Consider the following 17,976-nt stretch of genomic DNA (forward strand, 5'->3'; position numbering starts at 1 on the left):
ATATTAAAATATTTAATATTTTTAGTATCCATTCATTTCTTTGTCTTCATTAATAAGCATTCTAATATATGCGGCACGAGTTGGAAAGAATTTTTTATTATAGATATAGTCTAAATATTTTAATTCATCTTCTTCTAAATAAATTACAACCTGTCTTTTCTTTGGTTTATATTGGCTATTATCTTTTTCTTTGTTGTCTGTCATCTATTAATTCCTTGTTTTTTTTCCCTCTCCTTGGCACTAAGTTTTAGAAAATCAGTGAAATCAAATCCTTTCTTTAGCTCTTTTTCTAATCCGTTTTGTTTGAGTATCTTTTCCCATTCTATTATTTCTACAACTTTACAAGAGTTATTTAACTGCTCTTTTAAAGCCTTTGCACCATTTTTCCCTGCCTCGTCATAATCATATGCTACAACAATGTAACTATCTTTTAACATATCAATTTGAATTTGTTTTAAATGAGTGGCAGCACTCCCAAAGCTTATAGCCTTATATCCACGTGACAACATATTTAAGCAGTCTTTTTCACCTTCAGCTATGAATATAGGACTATCATCTCTTGTATATTCTTTTAATGCTTGGATATTAAAGGCGCAGCGTGGTCTATTTTTGCTAAAAGTGTATTTGATATTTAAATTTGGATTATATTTCCAAAGCGTTACGATCTTGCCAGTCTCATTTCTTAATGGCATTACCAACCTATCTTCTTCTTTGGAGTAACCTATTTGAAATCTTTGAGCTATTTCTTTACGTTGATTATTGTCACAAACTGGAAGCAGTTTATGTAAAAGTTCTTGATAGCGTGTAAAATTCTCACGCCTTTCATTTTCGTATTTTTTTACTATGTCGTCATCAAGATAATCTATTGTGGGTTCTTCTTTAATTGGTCTAACATTTATAGCTTTTTTATGAATAGCAATATTTGTCTTTTGCCCATGATTTAGATCATGATCTATTTTTAGGTTGTCTAGAATACCTGCTACTTCTAAAAATGCACTTCTTTCGTCGCAATTCTTTATTTCCTTATAAAATGCTATTATATCACCCCTAAAACCACTGCCAAAGTCTTTAATATAGCCATTCTTTGGATCAATAGAAGCAGAAGCGGTATGCTCATCTTCTCGCATCCTGAATTTATAGTGGCTATCCACGTCAAAACCAAGATATTCTAAAAAAGCCCTTGTATCATCTTTGTGTAAGTTCATTTAATTACTCTTCTTGCTTGTTTTAAAGTTTTTAAATTTGCAAAAACTTTACGAGAATATGGATTATTTTCAACTTTTCCGTTATAGCAGTTTAGTGCTTTATAATCCCAACCATGTTTATTAATGCAATTTCTTAGTATCATTGCTCCCATTTGAATGTTTGTTTCTGGCTTATATAGGTCATCAATGCTTAAATTTTTAGCTTTTAACGTTGTTTCATGAATTGAATTAATCTGCATCAATCCATAATCTATTGAGCCATTGTTGTTAATATTCTTTGCATTATTGGTAAAGTTACTCTCTGTTTTTGCTATAGCCCAAAGAAGTATCGGAGGGATATTAAACTCTTTGCCAAATTTATAAAAGAGCTTATTGTATCTACTTTCATTAGCATTGGGTATAGCTAAAACATTTGTCGCTATTGTAGATAATGATAATATAATAATAAATAGTTTTTTATAGTATTTTATTGTTTTAAATTGTTTTAAAAATTTCATCTATTAGCGCCTAAGCTCTTTTGATTTGAGTGTTCCATAACTTTTTCTTTTGGAAGTTTTATTGCACCACTTTTGACCTTTTCTGTGTATGCCTTACCTAATCTATTTATTACCTCTTTGTTGTTTTGTGCCGATACAATATTATTTATATGTTTACCTATACCAGATATGCCAGCAACACGATTTAAATTTTGAGTAAAAGCTGTAATACTTTCATCTCCTATGCTTTCAGCTAATGCTGCAGTTGCTTCTATGCCACCTTTTAAACATTTTTCAAAATTATCAATTGTTGCAGGATTTTTAAAATTTAATCCTTTGCCTCTCTCTTTGTTTTGTTCTTCATTTTGATCTAAAATTAGATCGTTTGTTTCAGTGGATTTTATAAAAATTTTATTAGCTATTTTGCTAACACTACCTATGCCACAATCATTGCAACCTATCTTTACTAAATGATCTAAGTCTTTTTGAAAGTGTCCTTCGCCAAGTCTTGCATTGATATGAATAGTTTTTCCATCAATATCAGTAAAGTTAAAGCATATTTTTTCATGTATAGCTTTAAAGTCCTTATTGTTTTCATCCATTAATGCTTTATCCATCATTTTTAGAGTTTGGAATAGGGCGATATTTTCATCTCCCCTAAACTCTTTGTTGGCAGCTAGCAACTTACTAAATTTATGTATTTGATAATTTCCGTCTTTGTTTATATCAATATCAATGCGTGAAGTTATATTTTTAGATAATGTTTTACTAAGAGCTAGTTCAGCTTCGTTATATACTGATTCATGCTCTATTTTGTTATAAAGTTCTCCATTGAGTTCTAGAAATTTACTAGCAACATTATCTATTATCTTATCATGAGGTGTATTCTTGTCAAAAATTTGATCATACTTTTCGAAAAAGCTCTCAAGTTGGTAGTTGCTTTGTGCTTTATTGTTCTTATCAATAATACTTGCGATTATGCCACCTTTTATATCCTTAAATTTTTCTTTATTCTCTTTTAAGTATTTTGGATCGAATTCATCCATGTTGTAATCAACATTTGAATACATTTCATTTAAAAATTCTGAAATTTGTTGGTTTTTATCCCCCATTTTTTCAATCTTCGACCTAACCTCATTATTGTAGAGTTCGTTTAGATTTTGATCTAGGTCACTGACATATTGTTCTTGTAAATTGTTATCTAAATTACTTAATATTGAATTTTTGCTTTCATTGATATATTTTAAATTTTTGTAAGTTGGCATGTTATTCCTTTATTAAGACTCTATGGATGCTGACCTTTGGTGAGTGATACTCTTCTTCGTGATCATTCCAGTGTATACAAGCAAATTTTGTTTTATAACTCGAGATGTGGTATCTTTTGTCGATAATATTTGCAAGCTCCTCTAGTTTTTCGTATTCATCAGCATAGATGTATTGTGAATTTTTATCAAATGCATCAAAATAAATAACATTAGCTTTTATGTTTTCGCAGCCGCATTCATTTATTAATCGTTCTAAAGACAAACTAGCTTCTTCTCTAGTTTGTTCGTTCCTGCAAAGATCATATTTGGAATTTTTTTCTTCAATATTTTTTAGAATATTATTTTGTAATTTATAATAACTATTCCAAAAGCTGTGGCTGTTATCATGAATGCTATTTGGCTTATTGATTAAGAAATCACAATAACATTTGAAATCCTCTGGATCTTTAAAAGTTAATAAAATATCATTAAACCTTACCGTATTGATAATCTTTTTTAGGTCTTCTGCTTGCATCCTACTATCCTTATTTTTTCTCAAAAACCATCTCTTCAAGTTCGCCATTATCGTTTGTCTTAAATTTAGCATTACACCAATTGCCATTTTTTAACTTGCCATTACATGCAAAATAATTAAAACCTTTTGCACTGGTTCTAGGCAGCAGCTTACCACTCTTGCATTTTGGACATATAGGTGCATCACTTGGTATTTCTTGTTTTGGTTTAGTTTCAAGTTGTGGTTTGCCATCGTTATCGTAATAAAATGCCTTACAACCTTCACGCCATTGACTGCAACCCCACCAAAATACGCCTTTTTTATTTTGGCTTTCATGTCTTATTAGATATCCATTATTGCAAATAGGGCAAATTTGAGCATTATCTGGTTTTGTTTCAAAATTTCCCATATCGCTATCTTTTACCTTTGCTATCTCTTCCTTTATTTGTTGATTTATTTCTGTTAAAAAGTCATCCAAACTTAAGTCGCGGCTTTCGATCATTTTTTGTTTTTCAAACCATAAAGCAGTCATATCAACGCAGGTTAAAATTTCAGGTGCAACTGAAATTAAGTCTTTGCCTTTTTGTGTTGCATGTATTATTTGCTTTTTGTCATTACTAACACTGATAAATTCATTATCTATCAAGCTTTTTATATGATTTGATCTAGTAGCTGGGGTTCCGATACCTCCATTTTCTCCTTTTTTGCCTTGATCTTTTTCAAGGAGTAATTTCTTAATGTTCGGATCTTTAGCATATTTGGCTACGCCAGTTAAGTCGGTGAGAAGTGTTGCCATGGTGTAAAATGGCTTTGGTTTAGTTTTTTTTGGCTCAAGTTTAATCTTTAAACACTCAGCCATAGAGCCTTCTATTAAATTATCCAACTTTGAAGTGTTTTCTATTTCATCATCATTACCATCTTTTTCATCTTTTTGTGGTTTAAGATAGAAAGTAAAACCTAGATCAGTTGTGGTATTTTGTGAGGCTGTAAATTTATATTCGTTAAGTTCCAAAACTATATTTGTTGACTCATATTCTCTTGCTTTAAAAAATTGCAATGCAAATCTTTTTGCTATAAGTGTAAAAATATTTAATTCATCCTTACTTAGTTCATTTAAACACGCTTTTGCTCCAGTTGGGACAATGCCATGGTGAGCCGAAATATTTGCTGAGTTAAATGCTGCACCTTTTATAGTAAGATCAGCATTGTCTAAAATCCCTTTTAACTCAATATCGTCTGCATTTTTAAAAATTTCTTTTAGACTTTGTATAATAGCTGGCGACTCATCATACATTGTATCAGGTAGGTATTCGCAATCACTTCTGTTATAAGTTATTAAGTGAAATTTTTCTCTTAAGTTTTGAGTAATAGCAAGAACTTTATCAGGTTTTAAGCCAAATTCTTTTGCGCATTGAGCTTGAAGTTTTAATAAATTGTAAGGAAGTGGCGGTAGCTCTTTCTTTTTTTCGGTTTTCTTGATTGTAATTCTTGCGGATTTGTTTTCGCACTCTTTTAATATGTTTTGAGCTAAATCCTTATCTGTAATTTTATCATCAGTTTTTAGATTTGCACGAAAATCTATGCCATCAAAGCTTTTAAATTCACCACTAATTGCAAAGTATTCCAGACTTTTAAAATTTTCATTTTCTTTATCTCTATTTACCACTAAGGAGAGAATAGGGGTTTGGACACGTCCTAAATTTAAAACACCATTTTGATACCCTTTATTTCTAGCCACAACGGTAAATGCTCTAGTTAAATTTAGTCCGACTATCCAATCAGCCAAGCTTCTTGCAAAACCACGTTGAGAAAGCCCATAAAAGTCATCATTTGACTTTATATTATTTAACTCTTTCTTGATACCAGCTTCACTAAGGTCATTTATTAACATTCTTTTTACTGGTAACTTATTATTTGCATAAGCTAAAATTTCATCAACTAAAATTTGTCCCTCATCGTCCGCATCACCACAATGAATAACTTCTGTTGTATCTTTTTCTTTTAATAAGTTTAAAATTATTTTAAGTTGATCTTTGCTCTTGTCAATAGGCTTATATTTAAATTTCTCTATTTCAAAGGGTAGATCTTCTAAATTCCATTTTTTATATTTTTCTGCATAATCGTCAGGCTTAAAAAGCTCCAAAATGTGTCCAAAAGCCCAAGTTATGGTATCGTTACCTTTTCTAATGAAGCCATTACCTTTACTTTCATTGCCAATAAGCCCTTTAGCTATTGCACGTGCAAGTTCAGGTTTTTCTGCTATAAATAATCTACCCATTTTGTATCCTTCATTAATTTTTTAAATTGTTTTAAATTGTTTTTTATATTTTTATACATTTTAAAATTATTTTTTATTATAATTTTTGAAGGGCTAAAAGTAGCAGTTTTAGCCCTAAATACAGCAAAAAAGTTGAAGTGAGACTATCTATCAAAACCTTGACTTTTTTGCTCTTGCTTTAATTCGCCATTTAAAATTTCAGCACCTTTGCTTACTGATTTTGTGACTGCTTTCATGGTTTCTGGCAATACGACTATGCCTTGTTGCTTAACAAAGTCATAATTCATTGTTACGGCTGATCTGTCTGGAATTTTATTAACGATTTCCATAAGTTTTGGATTTTTGGCCAATGTCTCATTTTTTTCAGCGACCAGACCCAAGTTAAAGCCTTTGGAAATATTGCTTAAAAATTCTTTCTCAAGAGCACTATCATTTGTAACATCAAAAGAGTAACCTTTTACGCCATTTCTATTTTTTGTAGCAAAAATTCTCTCTTGTTGTTGGACTATTTCACCAGCTTCGTTTTTAATCTCTGGGCGAATTGTGATTGCCATTTTATGAAGACTATAAGCTTGACCAGTCTTATCGTTTATGCCATTGTGTATCCAAGTAGATGCTGTATAAAAAGTGTGCTTTTCGTTTTGTAAGCCGCACTCTATTTTTACTGGGTGATTGCGACAATCAACACCATTGAGAAAATTTCTAGCATTTTCTATAGCATAAAATGCTTTTACTGCACCAAGTTCTATTTCTTTTCCATCTTTTTCGTATGGACGCTCCATGCCAAAGCCAATTAATGTTTTGTTTTGTTCTGGTAATTCAGTTTTGCTTATGAAAATTGTTGCAAGGTTCTTTTCGTTGCCGTTTTCTGTTCTGTCAAAATCTGCCATTGTTTTATCCTTTTAAGTTAAAATTTTTATAACGCTATTTGATTAAAAAAATAGCGTAACCGATAACTCCACCAAGTGCCAAGCACATCATGAAAAGTAATCCTGTTAGTGCGTATCCTCCTTTTTTTAAGTTTTTTAGTATTTTTGTTTCATTTTCTCTAATTTCTTTATACTCAGCCAGATTTACCTCAAAAACTTTTAACTGATCGTTTAAATGAGCGATCATATTCTCACTAAATCTTTTGTATTCATCTCCAGTATCATTTAGCCTTATGTTTATCTTATCCTTAAAAATTTCAATCTTATTTAGCTCTTCTTCAAAGAATTTGTTTTGATTTTCAGCAAAATTATTAAACTGCATAGTCATCTCGTTAAAGGCATCTTCTTGATCTTGCATGGTTGCCTTAATTTTAGTTATGTCTGCGATGTTTTCAAATTCTTTATAGTCTTGAGCTATTTTCCTAATAGCAAGTGTATTATTCATGAGAGCCATAAATTCTTTACTAGGAGGATTGAGCATAAATTCATTTAGGTATTCAAAGAGTTGTTTAAGCTTCGCACTCTCATCCATAAGCGATTGAACCATTTTGACGTATCTACTGTAATCTGCATTATTTTCTGTTGCAAATCTTTCAAAGGCTTGTTGAACCAAATTTAGCTCACTATTAAACATATTGAAACTCATGTCAACTCTTTTTTGGTAGTTGGAATAATCTAAGATAGAGACAACGCCTTTTTCGCTTATTTTCAATCCAGCTTTTTCAAATTTAGAATTTAGCTCCGCCACTTCATTCTTTAAAATATCAGCTGTTGTATTACGCTCATAAACTAGTCTTTCAAGTCTTTCTTGCAATTCTTTTTTGCCTTGCTCTACATTATCTAGCTCGTTTTTGGCATTTTCTGCCTCTTTTTGAAGCCTAGCTATGATTTCATCTTTGCTTTCGAGTTTTCTTATTGGTGCAACTTCAGATGAGCCAGTGCTATCAAATAGATTTTCATTTTCCATCAGTCTACCCAGCATGTTTTACTAAAATACTTCTTCTCAAAGAATAGGTATTGAGATATATGTTGACGACAACTCTGTCGCCAATGGTAACTTTTATTTATGTCGCCACATTTCGAAAATTCTGGATTTGGTTGAATTTCTTTTTTATCGCTACTTAAAGCGTTGTATTGAGCTTGACTTATAGTTTGTAGCTCATATCCTCTTTTCCATATATTCTCGTCATAAAACTTGGTGTCGCAAGTATATTTCAAGTCCTTAATATTTGTATAATTATGACGAGCAAGTCTTTTACAATATTCAGGCATGTTTGGGCTTATTCTAATTTGAGTTTGATATAGTCCTTTCTCACTATCCCAGACACGACGTTTGTCTAAATTCTTGTTAAGATCGCTAGCATCACATCCCCCACCTATCTCTGATATAGTATCAATCAAACTTGCGTAATCTTGGTCTGTTTTTATAGCAGTATCAGTTGGGCAAAGCTTTAAGAAATTTTTCCTCTTTTTTGCCGTTTCATGTGCCTTTTTTGCTCTTATTGAAAAGTATTTACTTAAACTTGCCGAACACTCACTTGGTCTTTCGCTACTCGATAGGCACAAAATAGCTTCGCATGCTAGTTTTGTATCCCCAGTAAGCTCGTCAGCTCCACATACGGCACTATTAAAAATCAAACAAGTTAGTAAAGCTTTTGATATAATCTTCATCGTTTTTCCCTTTCATTCCAAAAAATAAGATATTTACGCGTTTTTTAGATTGTCCAATGCTATCTACTGGATGAATAGCAATATTCTTACAACCATTGCTTGCCAAGTAATCTTTGTAGTCTTGGGCTATCTTTTTATTTCCAATAACTATGATCTTATCGGCATTGTGCGCTACATAAAATGTTTTAACAATCATATTATTTGGTATATACTCATCGTCATTTTTTTCAAACATTAAGTTATATGTCCAGTTATTTTGTTTTAAGAATGGATCTAGCGGAATATTGTGTCTTTCTTGCCTAATTAGCTCTTGGTTGATAGTGATTTGACTACTACTATCAAGTTCTATTGGCTTTGGTATGCTTGAACATCCAAAAAATAAAAAGGATATAGCTGCCATACTTGCTAAACTCGTAAATTTAATCATTTTGTCTCCTTGGAAATTACTTTTGTTCTATGTCTTCTAGCCATTGTTTGATGCTATCAATGTTGTATAAAATACGGTTGCCAATTTTTAAAAATGGCAAAGGTAAATGTTTTTGTCTATTCTCATCCGTATAGTTCTTTTGCATTCGTAACTTATTTTGAAGTCCTCTACTAATGCCAAACATCTCTTCCAGTTGTGCTGGTGTTATATATTTTTCATAAAAGCTTGTATCTTTCATTATCTACTCACTATAGTCTTGTCTCTCATCGTCTAATTCATCAAAATTTGGGCAACTAGCATTTTGAGCCATTAATTCTTCTATGCTATCGCTATCGTTGATTGTTTCTTCTGCTACCGGATCAGTATCGATATTTTCTACACTTTTATTTGCATTACTCGATTGTTCGACTATTTGTTGCTCGTAAAGCTTTTGAGTCTCTTCTTTTATTGCTTCATCTTTATCCCTTTGAAGTCTAAGTTTTTTTTCATATTCTTCTTGAGTTTCATCTATTTCATGAACTATTTCAGGTAAATTTTTATATCTAGAACTTTCATCATTATAAAGCTCTTTAAAGTATGCTTTTATATTTGCTATGTTTTGAATAGGGACTTCTATGTTTGTCTCACCATTTTGAATAGCTTTCTCTAATTGATTGCGATTTGGTATCTTTCCATTTTCTTTCACTTTTATCTTATATTTATCTCCATCGATCGCTCTAAGGCTTGGACTTACTTCTTTGAACTTGTTCATAAAGTAGCGATCTGAGTAGTAAAATGCCTTTTTTGCCATAATAGGCTTGCCATTATCAATCGTAATTAGCTCGTTTTCAAAAGGCATTTCTCGTAATTCTTGCGCAAGCATTAAGGCTCTACTTGTGTCACTTTCACTTCCTCCACCGCCTTGTCCCAGATTTCTACTCCTATTTTTAATGGTTTTTGTTCCTAAAATTTCGCTAATCTTTTTAGCATCCTCTTGTTCTCTTGGTGTATAAAAAATTTGACAAGCATGGTTTGTAAGCAGTGTTTTAGCGCCTTCTCTACCATATCCATCAGGTTGATTTGCTTCAAGTTGTGAGTTTGATTGATAGATCATTAGGCTTCTTAGCCAATATCCAGCTATAAAGCTAATTGACTTTAAATATATTCCTAAAAAGCCTGGTGCAGTAAATTCATCCATTACTAAAAGCACTTTATATTTTAAATCGGGATTAGCTTGCGGTAACTCTTTTGTATTTACCAAGATTAATTGCTGCCAAAATATGTTTAAAATTAGCTTCGCATTTGCCAATTGATCAGGAGTAATACCTACATAAATAGTCATTTTTTCTTTACGAAGATCTCTAAAATCAAAATCATTTGCTGAAGTAGCAAGCCTCATATTGTCATTTCTAAACATCATCAAAGGAGCATTGAAGCTTGACATAACGCCACTTTTTGTGTTATCGCTATCAATCTTGAAATAGCTTTGGCAACGCATTTGAGCTTTTTTACCAATTAGTCCAAGCTCAGATAAAACATTATATGTATCATCAAATGCCTTGAATATAATTTTTCTATTGCCGTCTATATCAACTTCACCTTTAAAACCTTCGCTCATTTGCAAAATACCATATAGTGTAAAATCTATCTCCATATTTAGAGCTTTTAGGAGCGAAATGCCACCTTTTGAATTTAAAAGATCATGAACGATATAACAAATTCCTATAAATAAGTTTTGAGCTAGTTGGTTAAAAAACTGCGTAGTGCTATCGCCTGTCATGGGATATAAAATATTTGCAAAATCAGTTAGCTGTCCATCTGCATTATCGCTTGCCATATCAATATAAGCTAGTGGATTATATCTATGAGTGCGTTTATTGAACGGATCAAATAAATATACTTTTTGCCCTAGTATTTTTTCTCTATATCCGCTAGTAAAGTCAAAGCACTCTTGTTTAATATCTTGAACAACTGCACTCTCTTTCCAGTCAAGTAAATTTGGAATAACAATACCAACGCCTTTTCCGCTACGTGTTGGAGCGCCAAGCGATACGAACTGCTGACCGCCAAATCTTAAGAGGCGGTTTTGAAATTTACCAATGATTATTCCATCTCCATAAAGATCCATTTTCTTTACATCATTGGCATTTGCAAATCTTGCATCTCCGTGTAGGCTTTGTTTCTTTGGTAAAAATGGTAGTAAAAAAGCTAGAGTGAAACTTATTAAATTTGCAATAAAGTAAGCCAAATATGCTTTTGACCAGCCGTTTATCAGCATATCAAAAGTAAGCCCTAAATACCATATTTTTGGAAGCTTTTTAAAACTGTGATTTAGTCCAAAAAATAATACACTAGCCAAGAAATAGCCTATAATTAAGGCAATTGCAATTAAAAAACCAATCTGCATTTTTTTCATTGCTTAGCGTTCCTTAAGCTAGACTCAACAAAAGCATTACCTTCATTATTTCTTATGAAATATTCGCCATTAGCCAAGTATTCTGTAACTTGACGTTTCTTGCCAAGACGCTTAAAAACTACGATGTAGTCAATTGTATTTGAAACAATATCAAGCAACATATCTTTACCTAGAACTTGGGCTTGAGTATTTTGCATGCTCATCATTACAAGACGATCTATGGCTGACTTAACACTACCAGCATGACAACTTGTCATACTGCCATTATGACCACTTGAAATCACATTTAAAAAATCATATGTTTCACCACCCCTAACTTCTGCTAGTAGAATTCTGCTGGGTTTCATTCTCAAGCAGCTCTTTAAGAGAGTTGTGGCATTTACTAGACTATCGCTTTTTGCCTCACTTGGATAAAAGAGTTGAACAAAATTTTTATGATCCCAAAATTTAATTTCCTCAACATCTTCTATAGTAATAATTCTTTCATCTAATGGTATAAAATCGATAAGTGTTTTCATAAAAGTAGTTTTTCCGCTACCAGTTTCACCACAAATAATAATATTCTTGCCATTTTCGATAGCTATTTTTAGTTCATTTGCCATTTTTGCATCTATTGAACCATTATTAATGTAGTCATCTATCGTATAACGAACCTTACTAGGTTTTCTAATGGTGATTGATATATGATTTTCTTTTGTAGCATTTGGTATAACTATTTGCACTCTCTCTCCAGTTGAGAGAATGCATGATAAAATAGGTTTTTGTCTTTCTATCTTATCGTTTTTATAAGCGGCACATGCATTAGCAAAAGATTGGGCAGCATTAAAGTTTAATTCACTTTCGTGACTAGACCAATTACCGATTATATCTTCAGTCCAAATTAGATTTCCGCCGTTGTAAGCTATTTCATTTATACTTTCATCATCTAGATACTTGCCAAAATACTTTTTGACGTAGCCATCTAGCATAGCAGATTTGTCTAATCCCATTGTGCTCATTTTCTTCTACCTATTGTAAGCTTATACACCTTACTAAAGTCTATATCGCGATTGACGTAAACACCAACTATATCTCCTTGATTTCTATAAAGGACTGGTTTTATTTTTATAAATTCCTCAAGTGCAGTATTTGCCATTTGTTGTGTAGAGTCTCTTGTGTTTTCACTATAGTCATAGCTATTGTCACGTTTGCCATTTGCAGTATAATTAAAAACGTCATCTACCATTGAAAGCAATATGCTAGCACCAAATCTTTTTAGCCATTGATGATCAACGTATCCTTGTAGACCGCTACCGCCTAATTCATCACTAGCACCACTTTGAACTGGAATGTTAATATTGTTTGGTGTTCTGATCTCGCTCCAAATAACAAAAATTCTATTCATTCCATCATTCATCTCTCCGCTTCTGAAGCTGCCAAAGATTTTGCTTCCCTTTTCAATTAGGAGGGTTACGCCATCTTTGCTATATACGTCTTCGCTAGTTGTGCAAGATATTCCGCCTTTAATTTGAGACACAAGTCTAGTGTCGAGCGAACAACCAATATATGTGCCTTTTTGAAGCAAGAGACTAGGGTTAAATTTGTCTTTTACGGCAATTTTTGGAGTGTATGTATTGCCTTCATAATCCTGGTCTTCTTCAAAACGTTTGGCTTGTTCTGCCCAAGATATGTTTTGGTCGGCAACATATATATCTTTTTTGCTTGAACTACTTGTTGCAATCGCCAAACTACTACCAGTTTTAAAAACTTTAGGCTTAAAAATAGTTTTTTGAACTACCGTAGTATTTGATAAAGGGTCTGGCTTGCTCGCTACTTGCACAGGCGTTTGTTGTGGTGCTGGAGCAGTTTGAAACTCTTGAAAATTCTTTTGAGACACTTCTTGCTGAGGCAACTCAAAATTTTTATTCTTTACTTCAGTTCCTATTTGTTGAACTTGTGATTTTACAGCATCATTTGCCTCTCTATTTTTCCCTAAAAAACTAAGACCAACCATAACAAAAACAACCAGACATAAAACCATGACCGCAATAACCATTAATTTTTTGCTTGGCTCATTTTCGACTTCTGGATGCTCATATTCAATTCTTTCAACTTGAGACTCTTGATTATTCATATTTTCATTACTTCTATTTTTGCTCATTGTCTATAATCTCTCTTTGAATATTGTCTTTATTAGTGCTGTAGGTTTTATCAAGTGGATTTTGACCATAGCCATTATTTATGATTCCGACTAACTTATTGCCACTTCTTAGTAAAATTTTTTTAGCTGTTTTGTGGATCACAACTACGTCATATTTGCCGTCTTTTTTGATATGAGTATTGAGGATGCTTTCTTTATTGGCATCATCAAAGAGAAAGACACTTGGTATAGTTTTAGTTGAGCTAAAACCAAGATATGTAAAGACACCATCGTCATATGCATAATCAGGTGTTATAGTTTCACTATCTTTATTTACATGCATTACAAAGTTCCAATTTCTAGGTATTGTATTTCTATCGATCTCTTTTTTATATAGTGCCTTTTCTTTTACTGCTTTTTCGGCGAGTTCTTTTTCGGCTTTCTCTTTTTCTATCTTTTCTTTAGGGGTTGCATAATTAAAAGTTAGTTTGTAATTAATCTTGTTAATCTCTCCTAGCTCCAAATCAAATGTATAAACTTTATCTTTATTTGTTGTGATGATTAGATTTGTCTTCCAATCAGCTGCATTTGGTTGAATAACCGAACTACCATAAAATTCTATTTGCTCACCACTTTCATTGGTCATATTTTGTTCTTCGGATTTTATGGTGTAACTCTTTGGTTTAATAAATAGATAGTTATCTTTATCCATTACTTCCCAACCATCGCTAAACCCAGTTGCTATATTTACGATGCGTTCATCTTTTTCAAATTCTATAATACTCACAAAACCCTCTTTGCACTTAACTAAGACAACGTCATCGGCATTGTATGTTGCATACGTGATGCGTTTGTCAAATTTAGATAGCCTTGGAGTATTTACTGCGTGTAAATTTGCTATTGCTAAGAGTAAAATTATTGCAATATTAAATAATTTTTTATTATTTTTTATCATTTAAAATCTCCCAGTATTGTTTAAATATAAGCCACGATCTAGCTGTAATGTGTTGCTTGTTCTCGCCTTAGGACTTATTTGTGGTGTTTGTGTAATGACTTGATTGCTCTTCATGGGATGGCTTTTTCTTAAACCATCTATTAGACTATCACAACGTGCTCTCATCGTTTCAAATTGTTTAATAGCTGTATTTATTCGCTCTAATGGCGCCATTTCCTTTAGATATGCTATAAATTCATCATTTTTGCTATCTATAAAAAAGTCATAAATTTCACTATTGCCAAAGACTTGTCTTTGTTTTTTGTCTAACTCATATTCTTCTTGTTGTGCGGTGCGTTGCATATCAAGGATCATGTTGTAAGAATTTTTTGCCATATCTTCTAAATGAAAAATTCTAGCCCTAAGGGCTTTTAGTTTTCTCTCTGCTTCTTGTCTATTTTTAGAACTATTGAAAATAAATTTTAAAAAGCTATGCGTGAGCTCCTTGTCTGAGAAGCATTGTTCGGCTTGAGTAAGCAAATCGTGCGTATATGCTGTTTTAAAATCCATTTTTTACTCCGAAATGTCAAATTTTGGTGCAATGGAGTTTGCTGCTGCAATTTCTTCATCTGTTACAAAATCTGGAACAAATTTCTCATATACTTTCAAAACTTGATCACCGATATTTGAAGTCCCTACTACTTCAAATAGATCCTTCTGCTCATATAATGCGAGTTTTCTTTCTAAGGTTTCGACCTCTTGAACTAGTTCTGCAATGTCAGTATTTTTTTGAGCTAAAAGCTCAGTCATAACATCAATTAACTTTGTGAAATCATCATTAGTAATCATTTCTATCTCCTTATTTCGTCATCAACTCTATACGTGCTAACTTTAAATCCAAGTGGGTTTTTAATACGCTCTTCCTCTGTTGTGAGTGTATTTGGTTGGTAGTCATATGAAAGTGTCACAATCTTTGCTTTGTTTGATACAGCTATTTTTTCGCCTTTTTTTCTGGTAATTTGATTAAATCTGATAGTTGCAGTAGGTGCTCCAGCGCTATTTCCCAGTGTAACCGAAACAATATCAATCTCTACTTCGTAGTCATCTTTTAAAACTTTGTCTCTAGAATTTTCACCTTCGTAAATTCTCAAATAATCACTGGCAACGCTTGGATAGCTTAAAATTTGAACTAATTCATAGTCGCTTTGCAAAATATCATAATAGTATCCCTCTCTCGCTTTTACATATGTTGTTGCAAAATACTTATCAAGTGCTTCATTACCTGTGAATTCAGCTTTATTTACGCTTGTTATTATGTCAACCATTCCGGTTGTATTATCAACCCTAATAACATAAGGCTCAACCGATTTTAAAGGTGTCAATAAGCAAACAGCGATAACGCTGATGATAGCAATAAGTAGAGCAACACCTGATATAAAATAAGCCCTCTTGTTAGCTTGTTCCGCTATGTATCTAATGCTTGCTTCATAGCTAATTGCTACATCATCTGGATTATTAGAAGCCAAAAGATCATTTTTATCATTAGCTCTTTTCATTTTACATTGCCTTTTTTATACTTTGTTTGAGATCTAAATTTTCTCTATTTTCATTTACTGGCTTGTATTCATTACTATCAAAATAATCTTCCCATTTTTGATTACCACTATTTTCAAATTTAGGAGAATTATGAGCGGCGCAACCGCTCATAAAGCTAGTGCCTACAAGTAAAGAGAAAAATATTAAAATATAATTTAATATTTTTTTAAAATATTTTTTATAGTTTAAAATATTATTTAATTTCATTTTATTTTCCAACCTTGACCTTTTGTAAAATTGTTAATTTTTGAACCTATGTTTTTCGCTTGGTTTAGTCTTGATCCAACGGCTTGGGCTGCTGAAGAATTTTTAATCGTGTTTATTCCAGAGTTGATGCTTTGACCGAGTTTTGAATTGCCAACTTCTTTTGCTGCAGATGTGGCTGCGCCTAAAAGACGAGAGCCTATAAAACCAGTTGCCTTGCCAGCACCCATTGCCTGAGCACCTCTTACCGCCAACATTGCACCACCTATTGCACCACCCCCAACAGCACCTGCAAGACCCATTGCACGTCCAACGCCTGTTCCTGCTAATCCATCAAGGCTAACATTAGTGAGTTTTTCGGCTATTCCAGTAGCCATACCGCACATTATATTTGCAAGAATTCCATAAAATACCATTGCTAGAGCCAATACAAATACTTCATCCTTAAAATCGTGACTGCTGTTGATTTTTGGAAACATGTAATCAAACAAAATATTTAAGAATAATGATAGGCAGAGCAACGCAATAATATTTGATAAAACCATTTGGAACCACTGTGCAAATGAATTTTTAGTTGTTTTAAAGATTAAAAAATAAAATGCCAATGGAGCCAAAATCATAAGCAATAGAAATGATAGTGTATTTACAAACAGCGCTCTCAAAATAGGAACTGCACCAATAAAAAAGCCAATAAAAGCTATAATAATTATGAAGATAATGTATGCTAGCTCTAAAGTGCTTGACTGATCCCATACTACATCGTAGTAGTCACCCATAAATCCAGCCCATGTTGCGATTTTTGAGTATAAGCCTTTGCCGTCATATGACAAAAAGGTATTTGCATATTCTTTTGCACCATTGAATGCTTCAAAAACAAGATTTATCCAGTTTCCAGCATTCATTGCTAAGACTATAAAGACAAACTTAATAGTTGCATCAAAAGCAAAATTTTGAAAAGTTTGTTTGCCATTACCCCAAAGAATTTTATATCCCTCGATCATTATCCAAGCGGTAAGATATACGGCTAGAATATTTCCAGTTGTATTAATTAACGATTGAAGTGCTCCCACTCCATTTGAATAATTATTTTGAAAGAAACTATCAACATTCTCTGATATATCTATGACTAGATCGTGTAATCCTCGACCTGAATCAGTTGTTACTTTATACATACTATGAGCCTATTTTTGTAAAATTTTAAATGCCGCTCGCTGCCTATCTTTAGTCATCTTAAACTCTGCGTCTTGTAATCTTTTTCTTTCGTTTTCTAACTGATCCATGTCTCTTTGATAGGCACGCCAGTTATTTTCTTGCCGAGCACGCAATAGGGCTATTTGATTTGAAGTATCTATAGAACCTTTTAGATCCTCTTGTTTACCTTTATTTCTAGCTACTTCTTTGCTTATTTTGTCGAGATCGTTAATTTCGTGCTTAAGACGATCAAATTGTCTATTTACGACTTCAAATTCTTTAAAAGCACTTGTAGTATTCTTTTTGCAGATATTTCTATGCGTAATATCACTTATTGATGAACATTGGTCTGTTCCACCAAATTTTAAAAACAAATCCCATGCCCTTTCATCAAAGCTATCGAGACTAAAACCTGTTGCTTGTGTATATATTGAATAACCAGTATCGTAGACTTCATTATAAAGTTCGTTCATTTCTTTTGTGAAATTGACAATATCCCTAATGCCTGTTTTGGTATATAGGTCATTTGCCCATTGCACTCTTTCATCAGCCCATTTTTTAACTTCTTGGACTCTATGTGAAGCTTCTTCTCCCCATACTTTGACTTTTTCAGCGTAGTCCTTCAGCGTTTGCATCCACTCCATGGTAAATGTTGCTTGATTTTGGGCTATAGCAGCACCATCAACTACTGGAATACCAGAGGCTAATAGATTAGATGATAGAATTGCTACAGAAATAGCCATAACTGAAGCTTTCTTTGCTCTATAAACGAGACTATTTTTCATATGTCTTC

Annotated in this window: 20 protein-coding genes and 1 pseudogene; all 21 read right to left on the reverse strand. The window is 32.6% G+C overall.

Going from position 1 to position 17,976, the window contains the following annotated elements:
* Positions 1 to 21: 21 nt before the first annotated feature.
* Positions 22 to 204, reverse strand: a complete 183-nt coding sequence (locus tag G6W43_RS00005; protein ID WP_103568034.1) for a hypothetical protein — start codon at positions 202 to 204, stop codon at positions 22 to 24.
* A complete protein-coding gene (locus tag G6W43_RS00010; RefSeq protein WP_103568033.1) occupies positions 201 to 1,205 on the reverse strand; it encodes a toprim domain-containing protein in 1,005 nt (334 codons plus the stop codon). The genes G6W43_RS00005 and G6W43_RS00010 overlap by 4 nt, the downstream gene beginning before the upstream one ends.
* Complete coding sequence (locus tag G6W43_RS00015; RefSeq protein WP_103568032.1) at positions 1,202 to 1,702, reverse strand: lytic transglycosylase domain-containing protein; 501 nt, start codon at positions 1,700 to 1,702, stop codon at positions 1,202 to 1,204. The genes G6W43_RS00010 and G6W43_RS00015 overlap by 4 nt, the downstream gene beginning before the upstream one ends.
* A complete protein-coding gene (locus G6W43_RS00020) occupies positions 1,699 to 2,946 on the reverse strand; it encodes a hypothetical protein (protein ID WP_194168858.1) in 1,248 nt (415 codons plus the stop codon). The genes G6W43_RS00015 and G6W43_RS00020 overlap by 4 nt, the downstream gene beginning before the upstream one ends.
* A 1-nt stretch (position 2,947) precedes the next feature.
* Positions 2,948 to 3,460: a hypothetical protein gene (locus G6W43_RS00025; protein ID WP_194168859.1), complete on the reverse strand. Its 513-nt coding sequence runs from the start codon at positions 3,458 to 3,460 to the stop codon at positions 2,948 to 2,950.
* A 10-nt stretch (positions 3,461 to 3,470) separates the two neighbouring features.
* Complete coding sequence (gene topB, locus G6W43_RS00030) at positions 3,471 to 5,717, reverse strand: DNA topoisomerase III (RefSeq protein WP_194168860.1); 2,247 nt, start codon at positions 5,715 to 5,717, stop codon at positions 3,471 to 3,473.
* 143 nt (positions 5,718 to 5,860) lie between these two features.
* A complete protein-coding gene (locus G6W43_RS00035; RefSeq protein WP_103568028.1) occupies positions 5,861 to 6,607 on the reverse strand; it encodes a hypothetical protein in 747 nt (248 codons plus the stop codon).
* A 34-nt stretch (positions 6,608 to 6,641) separates the two neighbouring features.
* Positions 6,642 to 7,613 carry a hypothetical protein gene (locus G6W43_RS00040; RefSeq protein ID WP_194168861.1) on the reverse strand — a complete coding sequence of 324 codons (972 nt, stop codon included), beginning with the start codon at positions 7,611 to 7,613 and terminating at the stop codon, positions 6,642 to 6,644.
* The gene (locus G6W43_RS00045) at positions 7,613 to 8,317 is read right to left on the reverse strand and encodes a TrbM/KikA/MpfK family conjugal transfer protein (protein WP_103609469.1); all 705 of its coding nucleotides are present in this window, start codon (positions 8,315 to 8,317) and stop codon (positions 7,613 to 7,615) included. The genes G6W43_RS00040 and G6W43_RS00045 overlap by 1 nt, the downstream gene beginning before the upstream one ends.
* Positions 8,274 to 8,744 (reverse strand): cag pathogenicity island Cag12 family protein, encoded by a 471-nt coding sequence (locus G6W43_RS00050; RefSeq protein ID WP_180999549.1) that lies wholly within the window; start codon positions 8,742 to 8,744, stop codon positions 8,274 to 8,276. The genes G6W43_RS00045 and G6W43_RS00050 overlap by 44 nt, the downstream gene beginning before the upstream one ends.
* A gap of 16 nt (positions 8,745 to 8,760) precedes the next feature.
* Positions 8,761 to 8,982: a DNA-binding protein gene (locus G6W43_RS00055; protein WP_103568025.1), complete on the reverse strand. Its 222-nt coding sequence runs from the start codon at positions 8,980 to 8,982 to the stop codon at positions 8,761 to 8,763.
* 363 nt (positions 8,983 to 9,345) lie between these two features.
* Positions 9,346 to 11,139, reverse strand: a pseudogene (locus G6W43_RS00060) (type IV secretory system conjugative DNA transfer family protein); the annotation flags it as partial.
* Positions 11,136 to 12,137, reverse strand: a complete 1,002-nt coding sequence (locus G6W43_RS00065; protein WP_103594655.1) for an ATPase, T2SS/T4P/T4SS family — start codon at positions 12,135 to 12,137, stop codon at positions 11,136 to 11,138. The gene G6W43_RS00065 and the pseudogene G6W43_RS00060, both read right to left, overlap by 4 nt.
* Entirely contained in the window at positions 12,134 to 13,279 is a 1,146-nt protein-coding gene (gene virB10, locus G6W43_RS00070) for a type IV secretion system protein VirB10 (protein WP_242047598.1), read from the reverse strand. Before virB10 ends, G6W43_RS00065 begins: the two co-directional genes overlap by 4 nt.
* Positions 13,266 to 14,213, reverse strand: coding sequence for a P-type conjugative transfer protein VirB9 (gene virB9, locus G6W43_RS00075; protein ID WP_194168862.1), 948 nt, complete (start codon positions 14,211 to 14,213; stop codon positions 13,266 to 13,268). The genes virB10 and virB9 overlap by 14 nt, the downstream gene beginning before the upstream one ends.
* Positions 14,214 to 14,762, reverse strand: coding sequence for a hypothetical protein (locus tag G6W43_RS00080; protein ID WP_103594653.1), 549 nt, complete (start codon positions 14,760 to 14,762; stop codon positions 14,214 to 14,216).
* A gap of 3 nt (positions 14,763 to 14,765) precedes the next feature.
* Positions 14,766 to 15,041 carry a hypothetical protein gene (locus G6W43_RS00085; protein ID WP_149718887.1) on the reverse strand — a complete coding sequence of 92 codons (276 nt, stop codon included), beginning with the start codon at positions 15,039 to 15,041 and terminating at the stop codon, positions 14,766 to 14,768.
* A gap of 2 nt (positions 15,042 to 15,043) precedes the next feature.
* Positions 15,044 to 15,748 (reverse strand): virB8 family protein, encoded by a 705-nt coding sequence (locus G6W43_RS00090; RefSeq protein ID WP_194168863.1) that lies wholly within the window; start codon positions 15,746 to 15,748, stop codon positions 15,044 to 15,046.
* 1 nt (position 15,749) lies between these two features.
* Positions 15,750 to 16,007: a hypothetical protein gene (locus G6W43_RS00095; RefSeq protein ID WP_194168864.1), complete on the reverse strand. Its 258-nt coding sequence runs from the start codon at positions 16,005 to 16,007 to the stop codon at positions 15,750 to 15,752.
* Positions 15,992 to 17,164 carry a type IV secretion system protein gene (locus tag G6W43_RS00100; RefSeq protein ID WP_194168865.1) on the reverse strand — a complete coding sequence of 391 codons (1,173 nt, stop codon included), beginning with the start codon at positions 17,162 to 17,164 and terminating at the stop codon, positions 15,992 to 15,994. Before G6W43_RS00100 ends, G6W43_RS00095 begins: the two co-directional genes overlap by 16 nt.
* A 9-nt stretch (positions 17,165 to 17,173) precedes the next feature.
* Complete coding sequence (locus G6W43_RS00105; RefSeq protein ID WP_194168866.1) at positions 17,174 to 17,968, reverse strand: type IV secretion system protein; 795 nt, start codon at positions 17,966 to 17,968, stop codon at positions 17,174 to 17,176.
* Positions 17,969 to 17,976 lie beyond the last annotated feature (8 nt).

Source organism: Campylobacter concisus, from assembly GCF_015229965.1.
In the GTDB taxonomy this organism is placed as follows: Bacteria; Campylobacterota; Campylobacteria; order Campylobacterales; family Campylobacteraceae; genus Campylobacter_A; species Campylobacter_A concisus_BD.